General features: G+C 70.7%; 24 protein-coding genes. 12 read left to right on the forward strand and 12 right to left on the reverse strand.

Annotated features, from left to right (window positions below; genetic code table 11):
- Nucleotides 1-98 precede the first annotated feature (98 nt).
- Both R2B67_RS24060 and R2B67_RS24065 read left to right on the forward strand, forming a co-directional pair.
- A complete protein-coding gene (locus R2B67_RS24060) occupies nt 99-764 on the forward strand; it encodes a GOLPH3/VPS74 family protein (RefSeq protein WP_237325998.1) in 666 nt (221 codons plus the stop codon).
- The gene (locus R2B67_RS24065) at nt 761-2,014 is read left to right on the forward strand and encodes a DUF418 domain-containing protein (protein ID WP_317820963.1); all 1,254 of its coding nucleotides are present in this window, start codon (nt 761-763) and stop codon (nt 2,012-2,014) included. Before R2B67_RS24060 ends, R2B67_RS24065 begins: the two co-directional genes overlap by 4 nt.
- 277 nt (nt 2,015-2,291) lie before the next feature.
- Here R2B67_RS24065 and R2B67_RS24070 read toward each other — a convergent pair whose 3' ends face one another.
- Nucleotides 2,292-3,209, reverse strand: a complete 918-nt coding sequence (locus tag R2B67_RS24070; RefSeq protein ID WP_317820966.1) for an NmrA family NAD(P)-binding protein — start codon at nt 3,207-3,209, stop codon at nt 2,292-2,294.
- A 150-nt stretch (nt 3,210-3,359) separates the two neighbouring features.
- Here R2B67_RS24070 and R2B67_RS24075 point away from each other — a divergent pair, with 150 nt between their 5' ends.
- Nucleotides 3,360-3,932 carry a TetR/AcrR family transcriptional regulator gene (locus tag R2B67_RS24075; RefSeq protein ID WP_317820968.1) on the forward strand — a complete coding sequence of 191 codons (573 nt, stop codon included), beginning with the start codon at nt 3,360-3,362 and terminating at the stop codon, nt 3,930-3,932.
- Here the strand turns inward: R2B67_RS24075 and R2B67_RS24080 are convergent.
- Nucleotides 3,916-6,978: an acyltransferase family protein gene (locus R2B67_RS24080; protein WP_317820969.1), complete on the reverse strand. Its 3,063-nt coding sequence runs from the start codon at nt 6,976-6,978 to the stop codon at nt 3,916-3,918. The two genes, R2B67_RS24075 and R2B67_RS24080, sit on opposite strands and share 17 nt — an antisense overlap.
- Before the next feature lie 34 nt (nt 6,979-7,012).
- Nucleotides 7,013-8,725, reverse strand: coding sequence for a glycosyltransferase family 2 protein (locus R2B67_RS24085; RefSeq protein WP_317820970.1), 1,713 nt, complete (start codon nt 8,723-8,725; stop codon nt 7,013-7,015).
- 341 nt (nt 8,726-9,066) lie between these two features.
- Here R2B67_RS24085 and R2B67_RS24090 point away from each other — a divergent pair, with 341 nt between their 5' ends.
- The gene (locus R2B67_RS24090; protein ID WP_317820972.1) at nt 9,067-9,906 is read left to right on the forward strand and encodes a phosphatase; all 840 of its coding nucleotides are present in this window, start codon (nt 9,067-9,069) and stop codon (nt 9,904-9,906) included.
- Between the two features lie 57 nt (nt 9,907-9,963).
- Here R2B67_RS24090 and R2B67_RS24095 read toward each other — a convergent pair whose 3' ends face one another.
- The 3 genes from R2B67_RS24095 to R2B67_RS24105 all read right to left on the reverse strand — a co-directional run bounded on the left by R2B67_RS24095 (nt 9,964) and on the right by R2B67_RS24105 (nt 13,083).
- Nucleotides 9,964-10,944: a cation diffusion facilitator family transporter gene (locus tag R2B67_RS24095; protein WP_237329427.1), complete on the reverse strand. Its 981-nt coding sequence runs from the start codon at nt 10,942-10,944 to the stop codon at nt 9,964-9,966.
- 62 nt (nt 10,945-11,006) lie between these two features.
- Nucleotides 11,007-11,879, reverse strand: coding sequence for an acyl-CoA thioesterase (locus tag R2B67_RS24100; RefSeq protein WP_018511262.1), 873 nt, complete (start codon nt 11,877-11,879; stop codon nt 11,007-11,009).
- Between the two features lie 46 nt (nt 11,880-11,925).
- Nucleotides 11,926-13,083, reverse strand: a complete 1,158-nt coding sequence (locus R2B67_RS24105) for an acyl-CoA dehydrogenase family protein (RefSeq protein WP_018511263.1) — start codon at nt 13,081-13,083, stop codon at nt 11,926-11,928.
- Nucleotides 13,084-13,304: 221 nt separating this feature from the next.
- On the opposite strand from R2B67_RS24105, the gene R2B67_RS24110 reads away from it, so the two are divergent.
- Nucleotides 13,305-13,646, forward strand: coding sequence for a DUF5713 family protein (locus R2B67_RS24110; protein ID WP_018511264.1), 342 nt, complete (start codon nt 13,305-13,307; stop codon nt 13,644-13,646).
- 135 nt (nt 13,647-13,781) lie between these two features.
- Here the strand turns inward: R2B67_RS24110 and R2B67_RS24115 are convergent, their stop codons facing one another.
- Entirely contained in the window at nt 13,782-14,336 is a 555-nt protein-coding gene (locus R2B67_RS24115) for a MarR family winged helix-turn-helix transcriptional regulator (protein WP_317820974.1), read from the reverse strand.
- A 309-nt stretch (nt 14,337-14,645) separates the two neighbouring features.
- On the opposite strand from R2B67_RS24115, the gene R2B67_RS24120 reads away from it, so the two are divergent.
- Nucleotides 14,646-14,999, forward strand: a complete 354-nt coding sequence (locus R2B67_RS24120) for a PRC-barrel domain-containing protein (protein WP_128844473.1) — start codon at nt 14,646-14,648, stop codon at nt 14,997-14,999.
- A gap of 263 nt (nt 15,000-15,262) precedes the next feature.
- Entirely contained in the window at nt 15,263-16,651 is a 1,389-nt protein-coding gene (locus R2B67_RS24125; protein WP_381074050.1) for a M1 family metallopeptidase, read from the forward strand.
- Nucleotides 16,652-16,823: 172 nt separating this feature from the next.
- On the opposite strand, the gene R2B67_RS24130 is transcribed toward R2B67_RS24125, so the two are convergent.
- On the reverse strand, nt 16,824-17,342 hold the full coding sequence (locus R2B67_RS24130) for a hypothetical protein (protein ID WP_317820977.1): 519 nt from the start codon (nt 17,340-17,342) through the stop codon (nt 16,824-16,826).
- 34 nt (nt 17,343-17,376) lie between these two features.
- Entirely contained in the window at nt 17,377-17,736 is a 360-nt protein-coding gene (locus tag R2B67_RS24135) for a hypothetical protein (RefSeq protein ID WP_317820978.1), read from the reverse strand.
- A 422-nt stretch (nt 17,737-18,158) separates the two neighbouring features.
- Here R2B67_RS24135 and R2B67_RS24140 point away from each other — a divergent pair, with 422 nt between their 5' ends.
- The 3 genes from R2B67_RS24140 to R2B67_RS24150 all read left to right on the forward strand — a co-directional run bounded on the left by R2B67_RS24140 (nt 18,159) and on the right by R2B67_RS24150 (nt 20,663).
- Nucleotides 18,159-19,187: a hypothetical protein gene (locus R2B67_RS24140; RefSeq protein WP_317820979.1), complete on the forward strand. Its 1,029-nt coding sequence runs from the start codon at nt 18,159-18,161 to the stop codon at nt 19,185-19,187.
- 325 nt (nt 19,188-19,512) lie between these two features.
- On the forward strand, nt 19,513-19,887 hold the full coding sequence (locus tag R2B67_RS24145) for a VanZ family protein (RefSeq protein WP_317820981.1): 375 nt from the start codon (nt 19,513-19,515) through the stop codon (nt 19,885-19,887).
- Nucleotides 19,884-20,663 (forward strand): hypothetical protein, encoded by a 780-nt coding sequence (locus R2B67_RS24150; RefSeq protein WP_317820983.1) that lies wholly within the window; start codon nt 19,884-19,886, stop codon nt 20,661-20,663. Before R2B67_RS24145 ends, R2B67_RS24150 begins: the two co-directional genes overlap by 4 nt.
- A gap of 21 nt (nt 20,664-20,684) precedes the next feature.
- Here the strand turns inward: R2B67_RS24150 and R2B67_RS24155 are convergent, their stop codons facing one another.
- A complete protein-coding gene (locus R2B67_RS24155) occupies nt 20,685-21,485 on the reverse strand; it encodes a GNAT family N-acetyltransferase (protein ID WP_317820986.1) in 801 nt (266 codons plus the stop codon).
- Between the two features lie 103 nt (nt 21,486-21,588).
- Nucleotides 21,589-21,873, reverse strand: coding sequence for a hypothetical protein (locus R2B67_RS24160; RefSeq protein ID WP_317820988.1), 285 nt, complete (start codon nt 21,871-21,873; stop codon nt 21,589-21,591).
- 409 nt (nt 21,874-22,282) lie between these two features.
- Here R2B67_RS24160 and R2B67_RS24165 point away from each other — a divergent pair, with 409 nt between their 5' ends.
- Together R2B67_RS24165 and R2B67_RS24170 are read left to right on the forward strand one after the other, a co-directional pair.
- Nucleotides 22,283-22,867: a hypothetical protein gene (locus R2B67_RS24165; RefSeq protein ID WP_317820989.1), complete on the forward strand. Its 585-nt coding sequence runs from the start codon at nt 22,283-22,285 to the stop codon at nt 22,865-22,867.
- A 13-nt stretch (nt 22,868-22,880) separates the two neighbouring features.
- On the forward strand, nt 22,881-23,366 hold the full coding sequence (locus R2B67_RS24170; RefSeq protein WP_317820991.1) for an SUKH-3 domain-containing protein: 486 nt from the start codon (nt 22,881-22,883) through the stop codon (nt 23,364-23,366).
- A gap of 128 nt (nt 23,367-23,494) precedes the next feature.
- On the opposite strand, the gene R2B67_RS24175 is transcribed toward R2B67_RS24170, so the two are convergent.
- Complete coding sequence (locus R2B67_RS24175; RefSeq protein WP_317820992.1) at nt 23,495-24,358, reverse strand: Imm21 family immunity protein; 864 nt, start codon at nt 24,356-24,358, stop codon at nt 23,495-23,497.
- Between the last annotated feature and the right edge of the window lie 126 nt (nt 24,359-24,484).

Below are 24,484 nucleotides of genomic sequence, written 5' to 3' on the forward strand. Positions count from 1 at the left end.
TTCGTCGTTGGGCAACCCCGGCCGCGTTCTTCACGTCTGTCCGGTCAGGCAGGACGAAGAGACCGATCGGGACGAAGAGAGCACGGGGGCCCCTGACCATGGCCGTCTCACTGGGCGAAGAGATCATGCTGCTGTCGCTGGACGACACGACGGGCGCGGCGAAGGGGGAGTCGGCGGCGCGCTGGGGCGTGGCCGCGGGCATGCTCCTGGAGCTGGTCATGGCCGGCCGCGTCACGGTGAAGGGCGGTCGCGTCGAGGTCTTCGACCCGACCCCGACCGGCGACGCCCTCCTCGACGGACGGCTCGACCGGCTGGTGCGCTGGGTCCACGGGGCCTCCAGCAGCCGCAAGGTGGTCGAGTGGCTGACCCGGGAGCACGCGAAGGGCTCGCAGGACGTCGTGGACAGCCTCTGCGCCCGCGGCCTGGTGACCGAGGAGCGGCACCGGGCCCTCGGCGTCTTCCCGGTGCGCCGCTACCCGGAGGCCGACGGCTCCGTCGAGCGCGAGCTGCGGGACCGGCTGGCCGCGGTGGTGCTGTACGGGGCCGAGCCGGACGCCCGTACGAGCGCCCTGGTCGCCCTGGTGCACGCCACCGGGATGCACCCGCAGGCCTTCCCCGGCCTGCCGAAGAAGCAGGTGACCCCGCGCATGGCGGAGATCGCCGACGGGCACTGGGCGGGCGTGAGCGTCCGGGAGGCGATCCGCAACCTCCAGGCCGCGATCTCCACGGTGACCGTGGTGACGGTGCTCTCCGTGGTGCCGTGAAGCGCCCGGAGGCCATCGGGCCCACAGCGGCGATCGAGCCCGCCGCCGTAAGGCCGAGGCCCCACCGCATCGTCGAGGTCGACGCGCTGCGCGGGTTCGCGCTCTGCGGCATCTTCCTCGCCAACGTCCTGGTGATGTCCGGCCTCGACGGGCTGAGCGGGGGCGGGGGCAGTGCCGGGCCGACCGCCAGTGGTCTGGACCAGGTGGCGCACTGGCTCGTCATGGCGCTCGTGCAGACCAAGTTCTACCTGCTGTTCTCCTTTCTCTTCGGCTACAGCTTCACCCTCCAGATGGACGCGGCCGAACGCGACGGCGCCCCCTTCGCGCCGAGGATGCTGCGCCGCCTGCTCGGCCTGTTCGTGCTCGGCGCGCTGCACGCGGTCCTGCTGTACCCGGGCGACATCCTCACCACGTACGCGCTCCTCGGCCTGATCCTCCTCGCCGCCCGTGCCGTCGACCCGGCCAGGATGTGGCGTGCCGCGCTCCGGGTGTACGGGGTCGTGGCCGGGCTCTACCTGCTCCTCGGGGCGGCCGTCGCCCTGGTGGACACGGGTGAGGGCGACGAGGGCCTGGCGGCGTCCGCGGCCTCCGCGGCCTCCGCGGCCGAGCTGACCGCCGCGTACCGGGGCGGCCCGGCGGACGTGGTCCGCGCCAACACGGACGCCTGGAGCGACATTCTTGTCGGGCTCCTCATGATGGGCGGCATGGTCGTCGCCGCGTTCCTCGCCGGGTTCGTCGCGGGCAGGCGCCGCCTCCTGGCGGACACCGGCACCCCGGAACGCACGGCCCGGCTGCGGCGCATCTGCCTCTGGGGCCTGGCCGTCGGGCTGCCCGGCGGGGTGCTCATGGCGGCGGGCACGGTGGGGCCGCTGGGCGCCCGCTGGGAGATCCCGGCGTTCATCCTCGGCATGCTGACCGCACCGGCGCTCAGCGCCGCGTACGCGAGCGGCCTGCTCCTCTGGTTCACCACCCCGCGTGGCGCCCGCCTGGCCGCCCGGCTGGCCCCGGCCGGACGCATGGCCCTCACCAACTACCTGGCGCAGTCACTGGTGATGGCGCTCGTCTTCACCGGCTACGGGGCCGCCCTGTACGGCCGCGTCGGCGCGGCGGCGGTGCTGGGCGGGACACTTCTCTTCTACGGGTTCCAACTCGCGGCGTCCGCCTGGCTGATGAGCCGCCACCGTCTCGGCCCGGTCGAACGGCTGCTGCGCGCGGTCACGTTGTGGGGCCGGCCCGCCCCTCGCGGCTGAACCGGCGGCTCCCCGGCCGGAATCCACCCGGAAAAGCGTTCGCCCCCTCCCCGGGCGGAAGGCGATACTTCCGGTGCCCGGAGAGGGCCGCACCGCACGGCGGTGCGGCTCCGGGCCCCGGCCGACCGTGTCGTACGACCGTACGACTGGTCGGCCCGCACGACGGCTCGCGCGGGTCCCCAAGTAACGGGGGAGGGACTCGCGCGTGGCCGGTGCTGCGTACGGCGTACGGCGTAGGGTCCGGCGGCCGTGGCTGTCCGTTCCTCAGGCTCCTCCCTCAGGCTCCTCGGGCCGCCGTCAGGTGGTTCTGCGCCCAGACGGCGAACGTGGTCACCGGAATCCCGAGCTCCAGGGCGAGTTCGGGGCGGGCGGGCTGGAGGATGGCGTTGCTCCAGACGTGCCCGGCGCCCCATGCGGGCATGTCGGCCGCGAGGGCCTCGTCGAGGCTCATGGTGGGCGCCTCCACCGGAACGCCCCATGCGGTGGACAGTGTCCGGGCGATCTCCGTCATGGTGAGCACCTCGCCGGCGAGCTCCAGCTCCACCTCGTGGAAGCGGTCGGGCTCCTGGATGGCGTGGGCGGCGGCCGCGCCGATGTCCTCCGTCGCCACCAGCGCCAGGGGCGTGTCCGGCAGCAGGACCGTCGCCAGACCGCCCTCGGGCCCGTGGGGCGCCAGTTGGGGCAGGTTGTCCATGAAGAACGCGGGCTTGATCACGGTCCAGCGGGCGAAGCCCGCCCCGCGCACCTTCTCCATGATCGCCTGCTTGGTGGCGAAGTACCCCTCCATGGCCGCCCAGCGGCCCTCCGCCCAGCCCGGGGTCTCCGTGTGCCGCCCGACCCCGCTGGTCGAGGACTGGACGAACTGGGGAACGCCCGCGGCCCGCGCCGCCTCGATCAGGTGGGTCGCCTGCGCCAGCTCCGCGTCGAAGTCGGCCCCGCTCTCGTCCATCGGCGGCATCTGCACCGAGAACACGGCACGGACGCCCGCGCAGGCGGGATCCAGCGAGGGCCGGTCGGAGAGGTCCCCGGTGACCAGCTCGACGCCCAGCGCCTCGACGGCCTTCGCGCGTGGGGCGTGCGGGTCGCGCACCAGCGCGCGCACCGGCACGCCGGCGGCCAGCAGTGCTCGGGTGACCGCCCCTCCCTGGCGTCCGGTGGCGCCGGTGACCAGTGCGGGGGCAGAGGGTGATGCCATGGCCGTGTCTCCTCGGGGAAGCGTCGACGGGACCGCGAACGGACGAAACGGCGGGGTCCGCCGTTTCGCCCTCGCTACGATATGGCGGGGCCCACCACTTAGCAAGAAGAGCAAGAAGAGCAAGAAGAGCAAGCGGAGAATGGAGAGCACGTGACCGGTCAGCGCTCGGACGCCCGACGTAACTACAGCCGCATCCTGGCCGTGGCCGAGGCGGAGGTCGCCCGGCACGGTGCCGCCGCCTCCCTGGAGCAGGTCGCCCGTACCGCCGGCGTCGGCTCCGCCACCGTGCGCCGCCACTTCCCCACCCGCCAGGCCCTCCTCGAAGCGGTCTTCCAGGAACGCATCCAGGTCCTCTGCGAGCGCGCCGACGAGCTGACCCGCGCCGACGACAGCCGGGCCGCCCTGCTGGACTGGCTCCACGACCTCGTGCGGTACGCCGTCTCCGCCCGGGGGCTCGCGGACGCCCTCACCTACGAGCCCCCCACCGACGCCCCCGCCGACCCCTCCGGGGGCCACTCCTGCGGCGCGGTGCTCGAAGCCGCGGCCACCCCGCTGCTCCGCCGCGCCCTGCGCGACGAGGTGGTCAGGCCGGGCGTCACCTTCCACGACCTGCTCACCCTCGCCGTCGGCATCGCCCTGGCCACCGAGCACCACACCGAACCGGCCGTCCAGGCCGACCGCCTCTTCACCCTCACCGTCGAGGGCCTCAGCCCGAGCCGCTGACCGGCCCCGAGCCGCCGCCCCTGACCGGACCGGAGTCCGAGCCCCTGGCCTTCACCGTGACCTGATCGACCCGCATCGGATGCCCCGGCTCGGTGCCCGGCCCCGCCGTCGCGCCGTCCGCGGCCGGGAGCTTGCCGCCGATCGCCACGTTCAGGATCAGGAACACCCCGTGGTCCACCGCCCGCTTCCACGTCCCGGCGTCCATCTGCCCGGCGCGCACCCGGTGGTACACCCGGCCGTCCAGATACCAGCGCACCTCACCCACGCCGAGGTCGACCTCCACGGCGTACGCGTGGAACTCCGTACGGCAGGTCGCGCACGCCTGCGGACCCGACGTCAGCCCCACCGGCTCCTTGCACGGCCCGCCCTCCAGCACCCCGCAGTGCATCGAACCGAACACGGTGTCCCGGCCGTTGACGGACTCCATGACGTCCAGCTCGCCGACGCCCGGCCACCCCGTGTACCCGTCGCGCAGCTCGGCGCCCAACGTCCAGAACGCGGGCCAGTACCCCGCCGCCTTCGGCCCGGTCACGTCCGGCAGCGCGATCGACGCCTCGATCCGCAGCACTCCGCCGGGCGGCGGTGCAAAGTCGGAACGTACGGTGGTGATCCGCCCGGAACTCCACGCGTCGCCCTTCCTGGTGGGCACGATCTCCAGCGCGCCCTTCCCGTCCAGGCGGACGTTCTCCGTCGAGTCGGTCATGGTCTCGATCTCGCCGGTGCCCCACTGCGGGGCCGGGCAGCCGGGGTAGCAGGTCCCGAGGTCGTAACTCCAGTTCGCGGGGGAGGGGCGGCTGCCCGCCGGGCCCTCGAAGTCGTCCCGCAGCAGCTCGGTCCAGCCGTCGGCTCCGGGGGCCGCAGGGGATACGGCCGCCGGCAGCGCCCCCGCGTCCGTCAGCAGCCGCTCCAGCCTCGGGGTCAGCACGACGGCCGCCACATTGCTGAGGTGGGCGTCGTCCCGGTAGAGCAGGATGCGGTCCCGTACGGCCGGGCAGGTCGGGCCGTCGCCCGGGCAGAGGACCGGGTTCACGCCGATACCCCGTACGCCCGGCACCGCCCCCGCCGCGATCCGCCGGGCCAGCGGATCGGCCGGAAGCGCCTCCGCCCGCTGGAACGCGCAGCCGGCCGCATCGCCCGGAGCGCCCGAGACGCACGCCGGGATGTCCTTACCGGGTACGGGGGTGTCCTCGACGTACACGATCGGGGCGTCGATCGCCCGCAGCGGCTTCAGCGTCTTCTCCCAGGCGGCGGCGAGGAGTTCGGGGTCGGTGGTGTACCGGTTGAGCGAGGCGATCACGATGAGCCGGGGCTTCGGCCCCGTACGGAGACGCTCCAAGGCGTCCGCACGCCAGGTGTCGCACTCCCGGTACGCGCGCCCCAGTTGCGGGCTGTCCACCGCCAACTCCGGCAGCGGGCAACCCTGCTTGACGAACTCCTGAAGTGCCCAGCCGCGTTGGGACGCGATCGCCAGCATCGGTGAGAACCACTGCCCCGCGTGCGAGTCGCCCAGCAGCACGATCCGGTCCGGGCTGTCCACCGCCCCGAACAGGCACTCCGGGCTGCGGGTCACCTCCGGCGCGACCTGGCAGTTCCGGTCCGGCGGGAAGTCCTTGCGGGCCTGCACCGGGTTCGGCACCACCGGCCCGCCCGCAGCGGAGGCCGTGAGCAGCGACGGCCCGGAGGCGGCCCCCGGCGGCAGCCCCTTGACGTCGACCGGAGTGGCGGGGCCCATCAGGTGCAGCGTGGCCGTGCCCACCACCAGGGCCAGCGCGACCGGCAGCACGATGGCCGAGACGCCCAAAGCGAGCCCGCGCCGGGGGAGTTCGGAGACCGTACGGCTGCGGCGCAGCGGCTGTTCCACCCAGCGCATCGTGGCGAGCGCGGGCAGGACGGCGGCCAGCGTCAGCGCGGTCCTCGCGGGCCAGCCGAGCGTGCCGAGCCGGGCCTCCGCGAGGACGAGCACCGGCCAGTGCCACAGGTACAGGTTGTACGAGAGCCGCCCGACGGCCCGGGGCGCGCGCCCGGCCAGCAGCCGCCCGACCCCGTACGCACCCTGGACGTTACGCTCGCCCCGCCCCGGAATCGCCGCGAGGATCACGGCGGCGGTGGCCAGGGTCGGGACGAGCGCCGCGTATCCGGGGTACGGCGTCGAGGCGTCGTACGCCACCACGCACCAGCCGATCGCCGCCGCCCCGCCCCACCCGCACAGCAGCCGCAGTGGACGCGGCCCGCGCAGCAGATGCCAGGGCAGCAGCGCGAGCAGCGCCCCCACGCCGAACTGCCAGACACGCGAAGGCGTTCCGAGGTACGCGAGCGAGACCGAGTGCTCCGTCCAGTGCAGGGACAGCGCGAACGAGCCGAGGACCAGCACCCCGGTGACCAGCGCCACCACCGCCCGTACGGCCCGCCCCCGCCGCATCGCACGGGCGGCGAACAGCACCACCACCGCGAGGAGCGGGGCCCAGAACAGGTAGAACTGCTCCTCCACGGCGAGCGACCAGAAGTGCAGCAGCGGGCTCTGGTCGTGTCCGGCGGCGAGGTAGTCGGTCCGCTGGGAGACGAACCGCCAGTTGGCGACGGAGAGCGCCGCCGCGAGGACGTCGTACTCCAGGTCGGTGCGGCGCAGCGGTACGGTCAGCCAGGCGCCGGCCACCGCGACCGCCGCGAGCACCACGGCGGCCGAGGGCAGCAGGCGGCGGGCCCGCCGGGAGAAGAAGTCGCCGAGCCGGATCCGGCCGGTGCTGATGGCCTCGCGGACCAGGAGCCCGGTGATCAGGTAGCCGGAGATGACGAAGAAGACGTCCACCCCGACGAACCCGCCTGCCAGGCCCGGTATTTCGGCGTGGAAGGCGAGGACCGCGAGGACGGCGACGGCCCGCAGCCCCTCGATGTCCGGCCGGAACGTGGAGCGGTGCGGGCTGGGCCCGGACTCGCCGCCGGAACGCCGGGCGGGCGGCGCGGGCGGTGGCGTGGACGCTGGTGCGGAGCGCTTTCGGTGCGGCCCGGGAGTCTTCCGGCGCGGCCCGGGAGCGAGGAGGAAGGGCATGGTGGTTCGGCCTTTCAGCACGGCTCGGCTCGGCTCAGCTCGACCAGGGGAGCATCGGGTTGACCCACCCCGAGGCGAGCAGACCGGTGAGCAGGAGGACGGCGGAGGCGGCGAGGGTCTCGGGCCAGCGGCGGGGCAGCATCCCGGCCGGGGAGCGCAGGCTCACCAGGAAGGCCCTGGCCCCCGCACCACGTGACGGCTTCGGGACGTCCTCGTCCCGTGCCCCCGGACGCAGCTCGGTCAACAGGTCACGTATCAACGGCACATTGATCTGGAGCTGCACCAAGAGATAGAGCAGCAGACCCCAGTTGGGCTCCCAGCCGTTACGGGCCACGGCCAGCGCGATCCCGGCCGCCGCCGCCCCGTTGGACAGGACGAGCCAGACCAGCGAGACGCCCACCACCCGGCGGGCCATCGAGCCCGAACTCCCCTTGCTCCGCGTCCCCGTGGGCACCCAGGCGGCGCTGCGGCCCCGCAGGGTGTGCCAGAACGCGGTGGCGGCGGCCACGCTGGTGAGGACGTTGGCCCGGATCACCTCCACCCGCCAGCGGGTGCGGCTGATCCGGGGCAGCAGCACGTGCCAGAGCCAGAGCGGGGCGAGCAGCGGCAGCACGTGCCAGGGCCGGATGTGGTCCGGGTACCAGAACATCATCACCAGCGGCGGCAGCGGCGCGGCGAAGGTGTTCACGGCCGTCGTGAGGTAGCCGACGACGCCCTCGTAGAAGCAGAGCCGCATCCGCCAGGGCGCCCGCATCCGCTTCAGTACGGGCGTTCCGAGCAGGTGGAGGTTGCCCATCGCCCAGCGGTACTGCTGGTTGACGAAGGAGGTGACCTCGTCGGGCGAGGTGCCCTTGGCGACGAGGACGGGGACGTACTGGGTGCGGAACCCCTGTTCGTGCAGGGCGAGCCCGGTGTACAGGTCCTCGCTGTGGTCGAGCCGCGCGAAGCCGCCCGCCAGGTCGATCGCGCTGCGCCGGTAGACGGCGTTGGAGCCGCAGCAGATGGCGGCGTCGCTGGCGTCCCGGGAGGGCTGGATCCAGCGGAAGAACCACTCCTGCGCCGCACCGGCGGCGCGCTGGATCCACTGCATCGACTCGTCGGTGTCGAAGCACTGGGGGCTCTGCACGATGCCGACGGCGGGGTCGGCGAGATACGGCACGAGGTGGCGCAGGAAGTCCGGGCGGGGCGCGAAGTCCGCGTCCAGGATCGCGATGAACTCCGAACTGCTGAGCGTGAGCGCGTGGTTGAGGTTGCCCGCCTTCTTCAGATGCCCCCGGTCGGGCCGGACGACGTACGCGTAGCCGTAACGGGCGGCCAGCGCCGCGACCTCGGGCCGGTCGCCGTCGTCCAGGACCCAGACGGTCAGGGCGCCGGGCCAGTCCACGGCGGCGACGGCGCGGTAGGCGTTGTCGAGGACGGGGAGGGGTTCGCCGCAGGTCGGCAAGTACAGGTCCACGGTGGGCAGTTCGGCGGGCTGCCAGACGTGGACGAGCACCTCGTGCGACGGCCGGGTCAGCCGGCGCTGGCGCAGGCTGTTGACCGAGGAGAGCCCCAGCGCCACGACGTTGAGCCCGAGGATCGCGAGGAACGCCCACAGGGCGGGAGTCCGTAACGCGAAGGCGAACATGGTGGCCGCCGTGAAGACGAACGCCAGCGAACTGCTCACCAGGACCCAGCGCCGCTGCGGCCCGAAGTACCAGTAGAGCTCGTCGTCGGACGGTGGTTGCGGAAGGTGATGCACGGTCATAAAGCCCCCCACGGCTGTGTATGTACCCGTTTCAGGTGGCCCACCCTAGTGCCAAAGGTATAGACCACTTGCGCGAGAACGGGGCCTCGGGCGGAAATGAGACAGCGGATTGGCGTGACTCAATTGGTCCAGACCTCTGGGTGTTTCCATTCGACCGACCGCACCCGTCGGGCCGGGGAAGGCGCAGGTCACGCGAGGGTGAACAGTCCAGGAAGACTTACGGGCCCGGGTCGGATCCGTCCGGCGTACTGTCAGGCGCACCGTCCTGCGTACCGCCCGACGTGCCGTCCGCCGTACGGGACACCGGGCACGCCCCGCACCCCGGGCGGCACAATGGGTGCATGCCGATACCCAGCCGCGCCGCCCTCGTCGACCACCTCGTCCGTTCGCGTATCGCGGGGGACGTCGCCACACCTCGCGACAACAACCTCTCCCACTACCGCAAGCTCGCCAACGGTGACCGCCACTACTGGCTCGGCCTGGAGCTCGGCGACCGCTGGACCGACGAGCAGGACGTGCTCGCGGTGATGGCCGAGCGCTGCGGAGTGAACGACGACCCCGCGCACCGGATGGGCCAGGACACCATCGACCCCGAGCTGACGGTCGACGCCCTGGAGCGGATGGCGGCCCGCCTGCGCAAGGCGGCCGACGGCCACGAGCGGGTCCTCTTCGCCACCGGCCACCCCGGCGGCCTGCTGGACGTGCACCGGCATACGGCGGACGCCCTGCGCCGGGCCGGCTGCGAGATCGTCCGCATCCCCTCCGGGCTGATCGCGGACGAGGGGCTGGTCGTCCAGTTCGCCGATGTCGCGATGCTGGAACGCGGGGCGACCCTCTGGCACACCCACTCCCCGGCCCCGATGGCGGCCATCCTGGACGCCATGGCGCACCTGGGCCGCCCGCTGCCCGACCTCGTTGTCGCGGACCACGGCTGGGCGGGCTGCGCGGGCGGGCGCGGGCTGGACGCCATCGGCTACGCGGACTGCAACGACCCGGCGCTCTTCCTCGGCGAGGCGGAGGGCACCCTCCAGGTCACCGTCCCCCTGGACGACCACGTCACCGACCCGCGCTTCTACGACCCGATGACGGACTACCTGCTGCACGCGGCGGGGCTGCTGGAGGACGAGCGCGAGCCCGACGCCGCAACGGGAGCCGGCGGCGTAGGGGATCCGGTGGCGTAGGGGATCCGGCGGACTCCTGGGGGCGGCCGGCGGCGCCGGAGCCGGCGCCGTAAGGCCTCAAGGCCCCCGGCGCCGCTCCCGCTGCTCCCGCCCCGGCGTCGGGTCCAGATACACCCGCCGGACCGACGGGAACCGTTCCCGCAGCTGCGCCTCCGCCTCCTCGCAAGCCCACTCGACCTCCTCGGCCGTCGCCATGTCCCGGAAGTCGACCTTCGCGGCGATCATGATCTCGGCCGGCCCCTGGATGAGCGTGGTCAGCTCCAGTACGTCGACGATGTGCGGTACGGATTTCAGCTCCTCCCGCACCCCCGCCCGCACCGCCGGAGGCAGCGGCCGCCCGATGAGCAGCTGCGCGTTGGACCGGCCGAGCACCCAGGCCACGTACACGAGCAGCAGGCCGATCAGGCAGGACGCGATCCCGTCCCAGACCCCCGACCCCGTGAGCTGCCCGCCGAGCAGCCCGCCCGCCGCCAGCAGCAGCCCGATCAGGGCCGCCGAGTCCTCCATGACGACGGCCTTCACGGCGGTGTCGGGGGTGTGGCGGAGGTAGTACGTGTCCGGCACCCGCAGCCGCGACGCCTCGCGCCGCACCTGCTTGACCCCGGTGCGCAGGGAGTAGCCCTCCAGCAGGAAGGCGACGCCGAGGACGATGTACGAGACGAGGGGGTCGCCCAGCTCCTCGCCCGCGATCAGGGTGTGGACCCCGTCGTAGATGGAGAAGACCGCACCGCCGACGAAGGTGGCGATAGAGGCGAGCATGGCCCAGATGTACCGCTCGGGGCCGTAACCGAGGGGGTGGTCCTCGTCGGCCGGCTTCTCGCTCCGCTTGAGCGCGGTGAGGAGCATGACCTCGGTGACGGTGTCCGCGACCGAGTGGGCCGCCTCGGAGAGCATCGCGCTGGACCCGCTGATCAGCCCGGCGACGGCTTTCGCGACGGCGATGCCGAGGTTGGCGAGGGCCGCCACGATCACGGTGAAGGTGGACTCCCCGCCGCCTTCCCCGTCGTCGGCTTCGCTCTCGGCTTTCGCGTCACTCATGGAGCTCATGGAGGGGAGTATGTCCGAAATGGCACCTCAGACGGGGCTCATCCCGCCGCCGGTCAACGGGGAACCCGGACGACACCCTCCTGGATGACGGTGATCGCGAGGCGCCCGTCGGCGGTGTAGATCCGGGCCTGGCCCAGGCCCCGCCCGCCGGAGGCCGAGGGCGACTCCTGGTCGTACAGCAGCCACTCGTCCGCCCGGAACGGCCGGTGGAACCACATCGCGTGGTCCAGGCTCGCCCCGACCACGTCCCCGACCGCCCAGCCGCCCCGCCCGTGGGCCAGGAGCACCGAGTCCAGCAGCGTCATGTCGGAGACGTACGTGGCCATGCAGACATGCAGCAGCGGGTCGTCCGCGAGCTTGCCGTTGGTGCGGAACCAGACCTGCGAACGCGGCTCACGCGCCTCGCCCACCGTGCCGAACGGCGGCGCGTCCACATACCGCAGGTCGACGGCGGCCCGCGCCTCGATCAGCCGGTCCACCATCCCCGGGTCGCTGAAGCGGTCCGCGTACCGGGGCAGCATCTCGGCGGCCGTGGGCAGGGTCTCCGGATCGGGGGAGGAGGGCATGTCGGCCTGGTGCTCCAGCCCGTCCTCGTACGTCTGGAAGGAGGCGGAGAGGTGGAAGATCGGCTGCCCGTGCTGCACGGCGACGACCCGGCGGGTGGTGAAGGACTTCCCGTCGCGGATGCGGTCGACGCTGTAGACGATGGGCGCGCCCGGGTCGCCTGCCCGCAGGAAGTACGCGTGCAGGGAGTGGGCGGCCCGCTCGGCGGGGACCGTCCGGCCCGCAGCGACCAGCGCCTGGGCCGCGACCTGCCCGCCGAACACCCGGGGCACGACCGCGCTGCGGCTCGTGCCCCGGAAGATGTCCCGCTCGATCTGCTCCAGGTCGAGCAGATCGAGCAGGGAATCGAGTGCTGCGCTCATGAAGAGAACGTAGTCCTTACAGCTTTTGCAGAGGGGCTGAGTCCGCCTACAGGCCCATGGACTTGGCGATGATCGACTTCATGACCTCGCTGGTGCCGCCGTAGATGCGGTTGACGCGGTTGTCGGCGTAGAGGCGGGCGATCGGGTACTCGTTCATGAAGCCGTATCCGCCGTGCAGCTGGAGGCAGCGGTCGATCACGCGGTGCGCGACCTCGGTGCAGAACAGCTTGGCGGAGGCCGCCTCTGCCGCTGTCAGCTCACCGGCGTCCAGGGCCTCCAGCGCGCGGTCGGCGACGGCCTGGGCCGCGTCCACCTCGGCCTGGCAGGCGGCCAGCTCGAACTTGGTGTTCTGGAACGAGGCGACGGTCTTGCCGAAGACGGTGCGCTCCTGGACGTACTCCTTGGCGAACCGGACGGCGGCCGCGGCCTGCGCGTACGCACCGAAGGCGATGCCCCAGCGCTCGGAGGCCAGGTTGGTGCCGAGGTAGCCGAAGCCCTTGTTCTCCTCGCCGAGGAGGTCCTCGGTCGGAACCTTGACGTCGACGAACGCCAGCTCGGCGGTGTCGGAGGTCTTCAGGCCGAGCTTGTCGAGCTTGCGGCCGACCGAGTAGCCCGCGGACTTGGTGTCGACGGCGAAGAGGGAGATGCCGAAGCGGCGGTCGTCCTCGCGCGGGGCGGCGGTACGGGCGCAGACGATCACGCGGTCGGCGTGGACGCCACCGGTGATGAAGGTCTTGGCGCCGTTGAGGACGTAGTGCGTGCCGTCCTCGGAGAGCTTGGCGGTGGTCTTCATGCCCGCGACGTCGGAGCCGGTGCCCGGCTCGGTCATCGCGAGGGCCCACATCTCCTCGCCGGTCGCGAACTTCGGCAGCCAGCGCTTCTTCTGCTCGTCGGTGGCGAGCATCTTGACGTACGGGAGGCCGAGCAGCGTGTGCACGCCGGAGCCGCCGAAGGAGACACCCGCACGGGCGGTCTCCTCGTAGATGACGGCCTCGTACTTGTGCGAGTCGATGCCCGCGCCGCCGTACTCCTCGTCGACCTCGATGCCGAAGATGCCCAGCTCACCGAGCTTGAGGTAGAACTCGCGCGGCACGACGCCGGCGGCGAACCACTCGTCGTACACCGGCACGACCTCGGCGGCGATGAAGGCGCGGATGGTCTCCCGGAACGCCTCGTGGTCCTCGTTGAATACCGTACGGCGCACGGGGTGCCTCCTTGATCGGCCTTGATCGGCTGGTGTATTCGCTCACCGGACAGGGCTAAGCGCTTGCTCATTCCCCCTCGAAGTTACCGGTCGGTCACGGAGCTGTCCAGGGTGATGCTGAGCACGCGGTAGAGCGGCTGTACCGGGGCGTTGCCGGTGGCGTTGTCAGTGGCGTGGTGCACGATCGACGGGAGCGCACCGGCAAGGGCGGAGGGGCCATCGTGACGATCACGAACCAGCAGGTGGCGGAGCACGCGTTCCTGCTCCCGCTGTACGAGGACGACTACTACCCGGACCACGTCCTGGACCGGGGCCGGGCGGTGCTGCTGCGCCTGTGCGAGCGGATCGAGGCGGAGCGGCCGGCGGACCTGGCGGCGCTGTACCGGCTGACCGAGGGGGCGACGGAGGAGTTCAACGCCCTGGAGGCGGAGTTCGAGGCGGCGGGCAGCGAGATCGAGACGGTGGCGCGCGAGGAGATAGGCGAGGCGTTCTGGTTCATCGCGCAGGCGTACGGCTTCGAGGACGCGGACGGGGAGGAGCTGATCGCGGCCCGGGAGTGGTGAGGGCAGGGGCGCGGTGGCGGCCGGGCGCGGTAGGGAGTCTCGCCGCCCCGCCGCGCGCCGTTCACCCTGTACGCCCCCGCGCCGGTCACCCCGTACGCCCCCGCGCCGGTTATTCCGCACGCTGCTCCGCACCGGTCACCCCGTACGCCGCTCCGCCCCGTCCCCGGGCGGCCGCTGCACCCCCGTGTCCGGCGGATCGGCCGACTTGGCCGACTCCGTCGGCTCGGCCCGTACGGCGGCGGTGAGCGCGACGCGGATGGTCTCCACCGCCTCCATGAGCCGGGCCCGCGAGGCCGGTGACGCCCGCGCCAGAGCGGCCGCCAGCCGCTCCTCCCGCCGCGCCCGCAGCCGGTCGAGGTGCGCCCGCCCCTGAGCGGTCAGCCGCAGCTCGACCTCGCGCCGACTGGCCGTGCTGGAGGACCGCCGTACGAAGCCGATGGCCTCCAGCCGGTCGCACAGCCGGCTCGCCGACGACGGCGCCGCGTCCAGCTCCTCACCCAGCTGCCGCAGATTGATGCCCTCCCGGCGCTCGATCACGTACATGACCCGAAGCTGAGGCGCGGACACGGTGACGGGCGAGAACCCTTCGGGAACCCGCGTCCAGTAGACCTCCAGCAGTTCGATGACCCCGCGCATCGCCCGTGCCACATCGCGGAGCCTCTGATCAGGGCCGGAACGCTCTACGCCCATGCTGGAACACCCTCGGTCGAGCTGCGGCCCTGTCCGCGCCTGCGGGCAAGTCCTCCTTAGCGTTGACGCCCCAGCCATTCCGAAACCCATGATTCTCATCCGGGTCGCGCGGGGGCGGTGCGCGGGTGCATCGAATTCCCGCGAAATGGATCGAAAAACGCACGAGTTCGCAGACATGGTGCCGACGGTGCCGGGCACGAGGCTGTCAGCGGTTGCTCAGGAAGTGGGCACGGCGGAAAGAGCACCTCCATTACGGGGTGCAGGGTCCGCCGAACGCAATTCATTCAGGTGCGATCGAAGGAGTCTTTTATGTCTGAGAACCTGTGGGGCTACCAGCCGACCGTCGGCCACACCGTCGGCACCGACCTGATCGGCTACAAGGTCGAGGCGACCGACGGCAGCATCGGCAAGGTCGACAAGCACTCCGACGACGTCACGTCCTCGTACCTGGTGGTCGACACCGGCGTATGGATCTTCGGCAAGCACGTCCTCCTCCCGGCGGGCACGGTGAGCCGGATCGACACCGACGACCAGAAGGTCTACATCGACCTCACGAAGGACCAGATCAAGGACGCCCCGGAGTTCGACAAGGACAAGCACGTCGGCGACGCGGACTTCCACCGCACGACGGGTGAGTACTACGGCCGCCACCGTCGGGTCTGATCCGACGGTGTGATGCCGGCGAACGAACAGCGGGCGGGGCGGAACGCGGATCATCGCGTTCCGCCCCGCCCGCTGTTGCGAACGACTGAGGTCATCGCCGCAACGATGAGGCAACCAAGAGGCACCGAAGGGTTTCTTACGTCCCGCGTTCCCTGAACGATCGGAGACACGAGATGAACCCCCAGGCGGCGACGAACCTTCATGCTGCGAGGTTCCCGGCCCGCCCGTCCCGCGGGGTCCCGGCTGTGGCACTCCTCCTGGCCATGACGACCTCCTGCACCGGCTCCATACCGGGGAAGGACGCGGCTGCGGCCTCGAAGCACGGCGCGGCCGGGGTGGGCGACCGGCTGTTCCCGGCGCTCGGCAACGGCGGCTACGACGTGACGCACTACGGCCTGACCCTGCACTACGTGCCCGAGACCAACCGCCTGAAGGGCACGGCTGTCATCACCGCACGCGCCACCCAGGACCTGAGCCGCTTCAACCTCGACCTGTCAGGGCTACGGGTACGCGGGGCCACGGTGCAGGGCGCGAAGGCCCGGTACACGCGCGAGAAGGACGAGCTGCTGGTCACACCGGCGAAGCCACTCAAGCACGGCGACGCCTTCAAGACGGTCGTCACCTACGACGGCACACCCCGCACGATCGAGGACGACGACGGAAGCGTCGAAGGCTGGATCGAGACCGACGACGGATCGACGGCCCTCGGCCAGCCCTCCGGCTCCATGACCTGGTTCCCGGGCAACCACCACCCCTCGGACAAGGCCACTTACGACATCACGGTCACCGTGCCCAAGGACGAGGACGGCGACCCCTACGACGTGGTCGGCAACGGCGAACTGATCGAGGAGGTCGCGGAGGAGGACAAGGGCGGCGCGGTGACCCGGCACTGGCGCACCGAGGAGCCCATGGCCACCTACCTCGCCAACATCTCCGTAGGCCACTTCGAGGTCGCCAAGGGCCGGACCGCCGACGGTCTGCCCGTCTGCATCGCCACCGACCCCGACGAGTCCGAGAACGCCGCCGACGTCAAGAAGCTGGTCCCCGAGGTCGTCGGCTGGGCGGGCGAACGCTTCGGCCCCTACCCCTTCTCCTCCACCGGCGCCATCGTCGACCACCTGCCCGATCTCGGCTACGCCCTGGAGACCCAGACCAAGCCCTACTTCGACGAGGCCCCGGACGAAGCGCTGCTCGTGCACGAGCTGGCGCACCAGTGGTTCGGCAACTCCGTCACCCCGCGCGAGTGGAAGGACATCTGGCTCAACGAGGGCCTGGCCACCTACGCGGAGTGGCTGTGGGAGGAGGCACAGGGAGACCGCACCGCCGACGAGATCTTCGAGGCCTTCTACGACGGTACAGACCCCGAGAGCGAGGGAATCTGGGCCTTCCCGCCGGCCGCCCCGCCCAGCGCGGGACGCGTCTCCGGCCCACCGGTCTACGGACGCGGCGCGATGGCCGTACACAAGGTCCGCGAGGCTGTCGGCGACAAGACCTTCTTCGGCATCCTGCGCACCTGGACCCGGCAGCACCGGCACGGCAACGCCGACACCGGCCAGTTCATCGCCCTGTGCGAGGACAGGTCCGGCAAGGACCTCACGGCCCTCTTCGACACCTGGCTCTTCGAGAAGAGGAAGCCGCCCCGGACACGCTGAGACCACCCCGGGGCGACACCTCTCCCCCTTCCGGAGGAGACCCCTACGCGGGCGGGTACACGAGCGTGATCTCGCGGTTCAGGCCGGTCTCCGGCACGTACCCCGTGACATTCACGCTGCGCCACAAGGACGCCGACTGCGTCACGGAGAAGGACCGCGACCACGTGTGCGACTACCCCTCGATCGCCTTGCGCGGAGAGGTGAAGGTCCCGGCCCCGGACGAGTCCCCGGCATCGGACGACGGCCCGGGCTTCGGCGCCGGCCTGGCGCTCGGCGTCGCGTCAGGCGCCGTAGGGGCGCTAGCGGCGGCCGGGCTACTGCTGAGGCTCCGACGCCGCAGGGCTACAGGGACCCGTCCCGTACGGCGGTGACGAAGGCGGACCACCCGGCGGCGGGGACGAGGAGCGCCGGCCCGCCGGGGACGCTCCAGGGCGGCGTGCACGCTTCCCCCGCGCTGCCGCAGGACCGTACGGCGGATGGACTCGCCCAGTGCCAGCGTGGCCAGGGCGTCGGCGGCGGTGGCGCGTCCGGTGGAGCGGGCGGAGGGCGGCAGGTACCGGCCGGTGAGGCGCCGCTCGGCCTCTCCGCACTTCTCCACCTGCCAGGTCAGCGGGGTCGTGGTCGTCACGTCGTCGGGCCGGCGGACCGCCTTGGCCTTCCAGTGCTGGTAGGCGTCGATGTCGATGCTCATGAGGAAGAAGCCTTTCGTTCTCCGCGGCCCCACATCACCACGGCGCAGAGGGCGACGAGTGACACCAGATGCGCACCGGCCCCGGCGAGCAGGAACCGCCAGGGGGAGTCGCAGCGGCCTCGGCGTCGAGGCCCAGGCCGACGGCGGCCACGACTGCCCCGATCAGGCCCGCCCACGGCAGGGCGTACATCGTCAGCGTGCCCGCCGTGGTGCAGCGGAACGGGGTGGGCGTGGTGGTGCCGCAGTCGTCGGTGGCGAAGATGGACACGTACAGCGCGCCGAGATTCACGAGCAGACCGAAACCGGCCAGGACGGCCACCGCGCACAGGTAGAGCATCGGCCACTGATCCGGCGTACAGGGAAGGGCGCTCGCGTACGGCGTGCCTGTGTTCATGGGCTCACGGTAGGAGGCGGACCGAAGCCGGACATGGGCGTCCGTACTCGCTCCGGCATGGCTGATTCACCCCTCGTACGGTGACGATCCCGACCGGGTCGTGCGCGGGCGCGATCCGGTGTCCGGCACAAACCACTCACCGGATCGTGCCCGGCCGCGACGTGGTGGCGAACGACATCAACTACTTAAAGAACTAAGAGAAATAACCCAACCCCACCCACCCCGTCCTGGACCTGACGGATCCCGGGGACGCGTCACCCACACGGGTGAGGTTTGCCAACTGAGCTGGATTTCGCACCGGTTGGCAGGCATATGCTCACGCCACCAGACATCAGTCATCACTCATCAGACATACGTCGGCCCCCGGCCGGGACTGCAATCCCGATCGAGGGCCTGACCACCAAGGAAGAGAACGCTTCCCGATGGATACCCCGCAGAATACTGCGCTCACGCGCGCCCTGACAGAGCTTCCCGGCCCTCTCCCGGTCCGAGGCGTGATCCATATCGTGATCCCGCACACCGACCGGTTCACCGTCGTCGGCAACCACCTCGCCCAGCATGCCAGCCTCAGCACCACCGCCGTGGGCCTCGCCGTCCGCATCCAGTCGCTGCCCCAAGGCACCGAGATCGGCATCAAGGCGCTGGCCGCACGCCTCTCCGAAGGCGAGAAGCTCATCGCCGCCGCCCTGCGCGAACTGGAAGCCCACGGCTACCTGCGACGAGCCCGTACTCGTCTGCCCAACGGCCGCATCGTCACCCGCACGGTCTTCTGTAACCAACCAACGGCCCTGCTGCGCCCCCGGGTTGTCGCGCAGCGCCCCGCCCCACCGCAGCCCCCGCCACCGGTCCAGGATCCCACCCCCGAGCCCCCCGCACCGGAAGGGGCGGCGGCACCGCAGGCACCCGCACTCCCCGACGTACAACACGAAGAAGAACACGCACCGCAGGACATCGCACCGCCGCACAACGCACCCTTCGTCCCCCTCGTCCCACCCCCGACCGCCCCCAAGCCGCCGCGCCCGCCCCTGCCACAACCCGGCGAGCTCACAACCGAGTTGGAACGCGCGGCCACCGCGCTTCTCAGCGATCTCCGCCGCCACGCGCACCAACTCGTCCTCTCCGAGAACGACATCCGCCACCTCGCCCCCGCCGTCGCCGCCTGGCTGGAACGCGACACCCACCCCGACACCATCCGCCACACCCTCACCAACGACCTGCCCCAACCCCTCCGCCACCCCGCCAAACTCCTCAAACACCGCCTCACCGTGCTCCTCCCCCCACCCCTCCCCGGCGCCGACGACCTCGCCGCGCCCGCCCGCCCACGCATCGCCGTGACCCCGTTCCAGACCTGCGACGGCTGCGAACGCGCCTTCCGTGCCCCCACCCCCGGCCACTGCCGTGACTGCCGCGACTACCGAAACCAGCACGGGCCCGCCCAGGCCGCCGCCTGACGACGGACCCGGCCACGCGTGCCCTCTTGTTGATCGTCTCCGCGTGACCTACATAATGTGAAGATCACATGCCTCGCCGGAATCGGGGCGGGGGCATCTTCACGAGAGTCCCGGTCCTCATGCTGTCTGCCGTTTTCCGAGGGCATGAACTCTTCATCGCCCTGGCCGTCATCCTTTCGTTGGCCGCAGGGGCGGGAACCTACGCCGCAGTTCGCGGAAAGCGTGAACGCCCCTTCATCTGGGGCCTGTGGGGAGCCTGTACGGCAGCCACACTCGCGCTGACGATGTGGAGTACGGGAGACGGGGCGGCTCCGCGATATGCACGGTGAACCGGGACGTATTCGAGCCGTTCCGCCATACGCAGGGGCAGTGGAACTTCTGCCTGCTGGTCCCGTTCGGCCTGCTGGGTGTGCTGGCCACGCGGCGGCCGGGGCTGGTGGCCGGCTTCAGTCTCCTCCTTCCGGCCGCGATCGAGACGACACAGGCCCTGGCCCCGATCGGCAGGGCGTGCGACACGAGTGACTTCGTGGCCAACGGGGCAGGCGGTCTAGCCGGTACGGCGCTCGGCGCGCTGGTCATCGTGTTCCTGCGGGGGACCCCTCTGCCGCGTGGGACGGCGAGGAAGGGGCTCATCGCCACGGGGATCGCGACGGCCCTGATGGGGCCGTTCTGTATGCCTCCGCCGATCTCGTCGTCATGAACCACACGGTGGCGCCCCCGGCGACGTCCGCGCAGAAGGCCGCCATCGACCAGCGGCTCCGGGACGCCTTCGGGGGCGCGTACCGGGTCACCGACTACTCCGTCACGACGACCGGTTTCGAGGATGCGGCCACCGTGACCGCCTACTTCGGGAACGGCATGGCCGAACTGAGCTGGCCGGGCCAGTGGGACTTCACCGTCCAGATCATGTCGGCCACCGACGAGCCGAGCGGAGCGTTCTCCGTACCCGGCGCCGCTGCCGGTGCCGCCGCCGCGAAGCGCCCCGTCGGCGACAAGGAGGCGGTGCTCATCGCCCGGGCGTATGCGGACCGGTTCGCTCCCTGGGGGACCAGGAACGCGAAGGTCAAGGTCGCGCGCCCCGACGACGGCGGACGGCCCGGGTGGGTCGTGAGCTGGCGCAGGTACGAGGGAGAGGTCGTGCTCCCTCACCGGTTCGACGTGCGCATCGACGAGGAGGGGCGTGTGAGCGAGCTGACCGAACGCAAGGTCGCCGACCCCCAACTCCCGCCCGTGCGCGTGACGGAGGGCGAGGCGTGGAAGACCTTCGCGAAGAGTTTCCCGGAGAGGGCCGACGCCATCGAGGAGAAGCCGGACCCGACACTCTCGGCCCGGTTCCGGGACGGCGAATGGCGGGTGGACTGGCTGCTCATGGCCACGATGCCGACGGGTTCCCTGGAGGCGGCCGTCGACGCCACGGACGGCAGCATCCATGACCCTGCGGAGATCCCCCTGGCCCGGAACTCCGAGGTGCCGTGACCCGCTGTGCAGGGACCCCTCTCATCGAGGGCGAACCCAGTCCCGGTTCTCGCCCACGACGGTGAACCCGGCCGATCGATAGAGCGCCACCGCCGCCTCGTTCGCGGCCGGTGTCAGGACGGCGACCGCACTCGCGCCCCGGTGGACGAGTGCCGCGCAAGCGCCCAGCACGGCATCGCGCCCGTAGCCGTGCCCACGATGGTCCGGATGGGTGCCGACCGGTTCGAGCAGCCCGCACCTGCCCTCGCCGGCGAACCATCCGGTCGCGGCGGCTGCGGGCTCCCCGGCAGGCGTGCGGACGAGTGCCTCCACGGCCAGCCCGCCCGCCGGTGACCGCATCATCGTGCGGTGCCGCTCGACCGTGAAGGTGGATCCGGCGAAGGCGGCCCGATGCACCAGCACCCGGTCGGACGTCATGGCCCCACCGACCACCGTCTCGGCACGGCTCGAAACCGGCCGCGGGGCCCACGACAGGACGAGCCAGGACTCCTTCTGATCAGGCTCCCACCCAGGTATGGGCAGACCGTCGGACCAGTCGTTGCCGGATACGAGCACCTCCTCGGCATCGGCCGCGAGCGCCCCGAGATCGGCGCCGGGCGCTGCGGTCACGCGCAGCACGGGGCCGTCCAGGAAGCCGACGGCCACCGGGATCCCGCCGTCGGTCCAGAGAAGGACGGCCGCGTCGTGAAACCGCAGGAGCCAGCCCACGTCCCCGGGGTGGAGGCCGCCGCCGGGGACGGCGGCCGACGTCCACTCGCCCAGTGCGCGTAGTGCGGGACCGGTTTCGGCGGGGGACAGGCGGTGGCGCGCGAGCGAGGTCATGGGCGGCAGGTTAGTGAGCGCGGTGACGGTGGGGCGAACGCTTTCTCCGCACGGCTTCGGCTCCGGCTCCGGCTCTGACTCCTGCTCCGGGTCTGGCCCCCGGCTACCCCTTGATGGTGAACGTGCAACCCTTCGGGTTCTTACCGGCGTCGTTGTCCGCGACCTTCTTGCCGTCGACCTTGATGACGCAGGGGGCTTGCTGCAATGAGCCGTCGGCGGCGGTGATCGTGCCCGGCACGGCCGTCACGAGGTATCCCACGCGCTGTTCGGCGGCGGTGAGTTCGACGGTCTCCGTCAGCGTCCAGGGGAGGGACTGCTCCTCGAAGCCACTGCTGGCCGCGTTGTACATGACCGCGACCTTTCCCGTGCCCCCGACTTCCAGTGTCACCTCGTGCGCCCCCTTCTTTGGGGCCGCCTCCGGTGAAGCGCTCTGCGACGAAGGAGCCTTGTCGCCCGCACGGTCGGCCGCGCTCCCGCCGGCCTTCGCGTCATCGTCGCTTCCGCAACCTGTGAGCAGCATCGCCGCAGCCGCTGCCAGAGCTATCCCCGTAACCGTCTTCCGCATGGCTTCTGTTCCCCGTCTCTCTTGCTCCGTGTGGTGCTCGGTCGGTCCCTCTTCCCGTTGGCGAAGGGAGGAGGAAACAGGAAAGATCTCACCACACCGGCGGAGGGCTTTTGACCGGGCACCGCACCATGGCGTCGCAGGTGAGTGAACCGAACTACTCGATGACCGCGGTGGCTTCCACCTCGACCGGGAGACGTCGCCGGGAGCGGAGCTCCACCTAGCATCGTCTGCCATGACGACTCTGATCGTGACCGTCGCTCTGGCACTCGCCGGCTACTTGGCGACGTACCTCAACGGTGTGCGACTGGCGCAGCGACAAGCTCGTCTGGCGCGCGTCAACCTTCAGTTGAGCGACTTCTACGGACCCTTGTTCGCGCTGATGGAGGCCAACAGCAGGACCTACGACACCTTCTCCGCGAGGCACGCCCGGCCCGACGGCCGCGATCCCTTCGATCACGACATACCCCCCACGGAGCAGGAGCTTGCCGAGTGGCGCACCTGGGCCGGCACGGTCTTCATCCCCAACATCCAGGCGATGCGCGACGTGGTGGTCACCAAGGCGGATCTCCTCATCGAACAGGAGATGCCACCGGCCCTGCTCCAGCTCTGCGCCCACGTGTCCGGTTACGAGATCACCGCTGCACGATGGGCACAGGGCCGCTACGAAGAGCACCTGTCGGTCATACCCTTCCCCGCCGGAGAGCTGATGGAGTACACCCGGGACCGGTTCACGCGGCTGAAGAGGGAGCAGGCGGTTCTCCTCGGCCACACCGCGGCAGAGGGCCGGCGGCCTCGGCTGTTCGGCCGCATGCGATAGGAGCCGGAAGGAGGTGAGGACGACCGTGCCGATGCTTTCAACACCCGCTGAAGTGGACGCGTGGCTCACCGAAGCCGGATGGTATCCAGGGCGCGACGTCGGAAACGATGCCATTGGTGCTATCGCTGCCGTTGTCGAACGATACCGCGCCTATGGCGTCGAGATCGATCCTTCGGCCGCAGCGCTGGCCTTCATCCGCGAGCACGCATTCCTTCGGGCTGTCATCGATACAACACCGAAGAACTTTGCAATTTTCGCTCCACGCCTCGTATTCAAAGGAGATGCCGAAGAAACAGCTGAACTGGCAGGGAAACTCGGCGCCGAGCTGTTCCCTGTCGGATATGACACCTACGACGGATCTACGCTGCTCCTGGATAATTCCGGTCGGTTCTTCTTCTCGCATCACACGGGTGCTTACTACCTGGGAAGTGAAAAATATGGGGCGCTCATGAGTCTCATGAGCAGCGAAATGGTCGACGCAGAGGAGTACTTTGTCTGAGCTCACCAGGTGAGTCGGGTTGAGACGCCGCGCGTGGCAGGGAGTGGTGGGAAGCCGGTGCTCTGCTTCTCCATCAATGTGGACACCGGGTACGGGTATGTCATCCACGCGAGCGAGTAGGCCGCTTCTTAGAGGCGGTCGTGAACCTGCTGTGCCAAGGCTCTGAGTCCGGTCGCATCTTCCTGGGGCATCAGATACTGACCCCGCCTCATATGAGTGAGGAATTCCCTCGGCAGTCGGATGTGGTAGGCCCGCACATAGAACCAGAGGTCACCCCGCCAGATCCATATGCCGTCACTGAAGATCGAGTCGCCGCCGAGCACGGTCTTTCCCGACCCCAGGACGTCTGCGGAAGACCCTATCACGCTGAAGAGATCATGCCCTGAAAGGAGATACTCAACTATTTCACTCTCGTCCTCATACCGGTTCGATGAGACGTAATCTCTCGCCTTGCCGATCGGGGCACCGAACGATGGTGGCCAGAGCTCTTCGAAAAATCCTGCGATCTTCATTTGCATACTCCCTGTCGCACGTGGCCGATTCAGGCGGAGCAACTGCCCTGCTGCGGCGGAGTCCATGAGCGTGACCGGCCCGTCCGACACCCACGTGCCACATTCCTCCCAGCGGGTGGCCGGGTCTGCCAGGACAGCTCTGGCCGCAACTTGCAGCTCGGTCTCGGAGTCGGCGGCGAGCCATCGCAGGAAGGCTCGGTGCTCGGGCAGATAGCAGCTGGTGGCCGACTCGTCCGCCAGCACCAGTGCCTGTGTACCGTCCTCGCCCACGGCGATCACGCCTGCCAGATCGTCCACCGCGCACGCCCGGTCGTAGTCGTCCGGAGAGGTGGCGTCTCCCACGATGACCCCGGTCTCCGTACACCCGCTCCATGACGCCAGCGCGGAGACGGGGATGGCGACCAAAGGCCCACCCATCGACTCCACCCAGACAGGCGAGCTCTGGGATGTGTCGGCTGCAGGGGACGAGGAGACACTCATACGGGCAGTGTGCCCGCGCCCACTGACAACGCCAGCGGCGCCCCATCGGGGCACAGGGCATGCGACGATCGGGCAGTCCGTTCCGAACGTCCATGGGAACGGTCGCAGTGCTGCTCGAATCCCCTG

Origin of the sequence: Streptomyces cyaneofuscatus (genome assembly GCF_033109485.1) — a bacterium.
Taxonomy (GTDB): domain Bacteria; phylum Actinomycetota; class Actinomycetes; order Streptomycetales; family Streptomycetaceae; genus Streptomyces; species Streptomyces cyaneofuscatus.

Bases quoted from the DNA above. Each gene is read 5' to 3' on its own strand.
- R2B67_RS24165 (WP_317820989.1), top strand. From the start codon at position 22,283: ATGACGACTCTGATCGTGACCGTCGCTCTGGCACTCGCCGGCTACTTG.
- R2B67_RS24060 (WP_237325998.1), top strand. From the start codon at position 99: ATGGCCGTCTCACTGGGCGAAGAGATCATGCTGCTGTCGCTGGACGAC.
- R2B67_RS24150 (WP_317820983.1), top strand. From the start codon at position 19,884: ATGAACCACACGGTGGCGCCCCCGGCGACGTCCGCGCAGAAGGCCGCC.
- R2B67_RS24135 (WP_317820978.1), bottom strand. From the start codon at position 17,736: ATGAACACAGGCACGCCGTACGCGAGCGCCCTTCCCTGTACGCCGGAT.
- R2B67_RS24130 (WP_317820977.1), bottom strand. From the start codon at position 17,342: ATGAGCATCGACATCGACGCCTACCAGCACTGGAAGGCCAAGGCGGTC.
- R2B67_RS24095 (WP_237329427.1), bottom strand. From the start codon at position 10,944: ATGAGTGACGCGAAAGCCGAGAGCGAAGCCGACGACGGGGAAGGCGGC.
- R2B67_RS24100 (WP_018511262.1), bottom strand. From the start codon at position 11,879: ATGAGCGCAGCACTCGATTCCCTGCTCGATCTGCTCGACCTGGAGCAG.
- R2B67_RS24070 (WP_317820966.1), bottom strand. From the start codon at position 3,209: ATGGCATCACCCTCTGCCCCCGCACTGGTCACCGGCGCCACCGGACGC.
- R2B67_RS24120 (WP_128844473.1), top strand. From the start codon at position 14,646: ATGTCTGAGAACCTGTGGGGCTACCAGCCGACCGTCGGCCACACCGTC.
- R2B67_RS24140 (WP_317820979.1), top strand. From the start codon at position 18,159: ATGGATACCCCGCAGAATACTGCGCTCACGCGCGCCCTGACAGAGCTT.
- R2B67_RS24080 (WP_317820969.1), bottom strand. From the start codon at position 6,978: ATGCCCTTCCTCCTCGCTCCCGGGCCGCGCCGGAAGACTCCCGGGCCG.
- R2B67_RS24085 (WP_317820970.1), bottom strand. From the start codon at position 8,725: ATGACCGTGCATCACCTTCCGCAACCACCGTCCGACGACGAGCTCTAC.
- R2B67_RS24115 (WP_317820974.1), bottom strand. From the start codon at position 14,336: ATGGGCGTAGAGCGTTCCGGCCCTGATCAGAGGCTCCGCGATGTGGCA.
- R2B67_RS24175 (WP_317820992.1), bottom strand. From the start codon at position 24,358: ATGAGTGTCTCCTCGTCCCCTGCAGCCGACACATCCCAGAGCTCGCCT.
- R2B67_RS24090 (WP_317820972.1), top strand. From the start codon at position 9,067: ATGCCGATACCCAGCCGCGCCGCCCTCGTCGACCACCTCGTCCGTTCG.
- R2B67_RS24155 (WP_317820986.1), bottom strand. From the start codon at position 21,485: ATGACCTCGCTCGCGCGCCACCGCCTGTCCCCCGCCGAAACCGGTCCC.
- R2B67_RS24125 (WP_381074050.1), top strand. From the start codon at position 15,263: ATGACGACCTCCTGCACCGGCTCCATACCGGGGAAGGACGCGGCTGCG.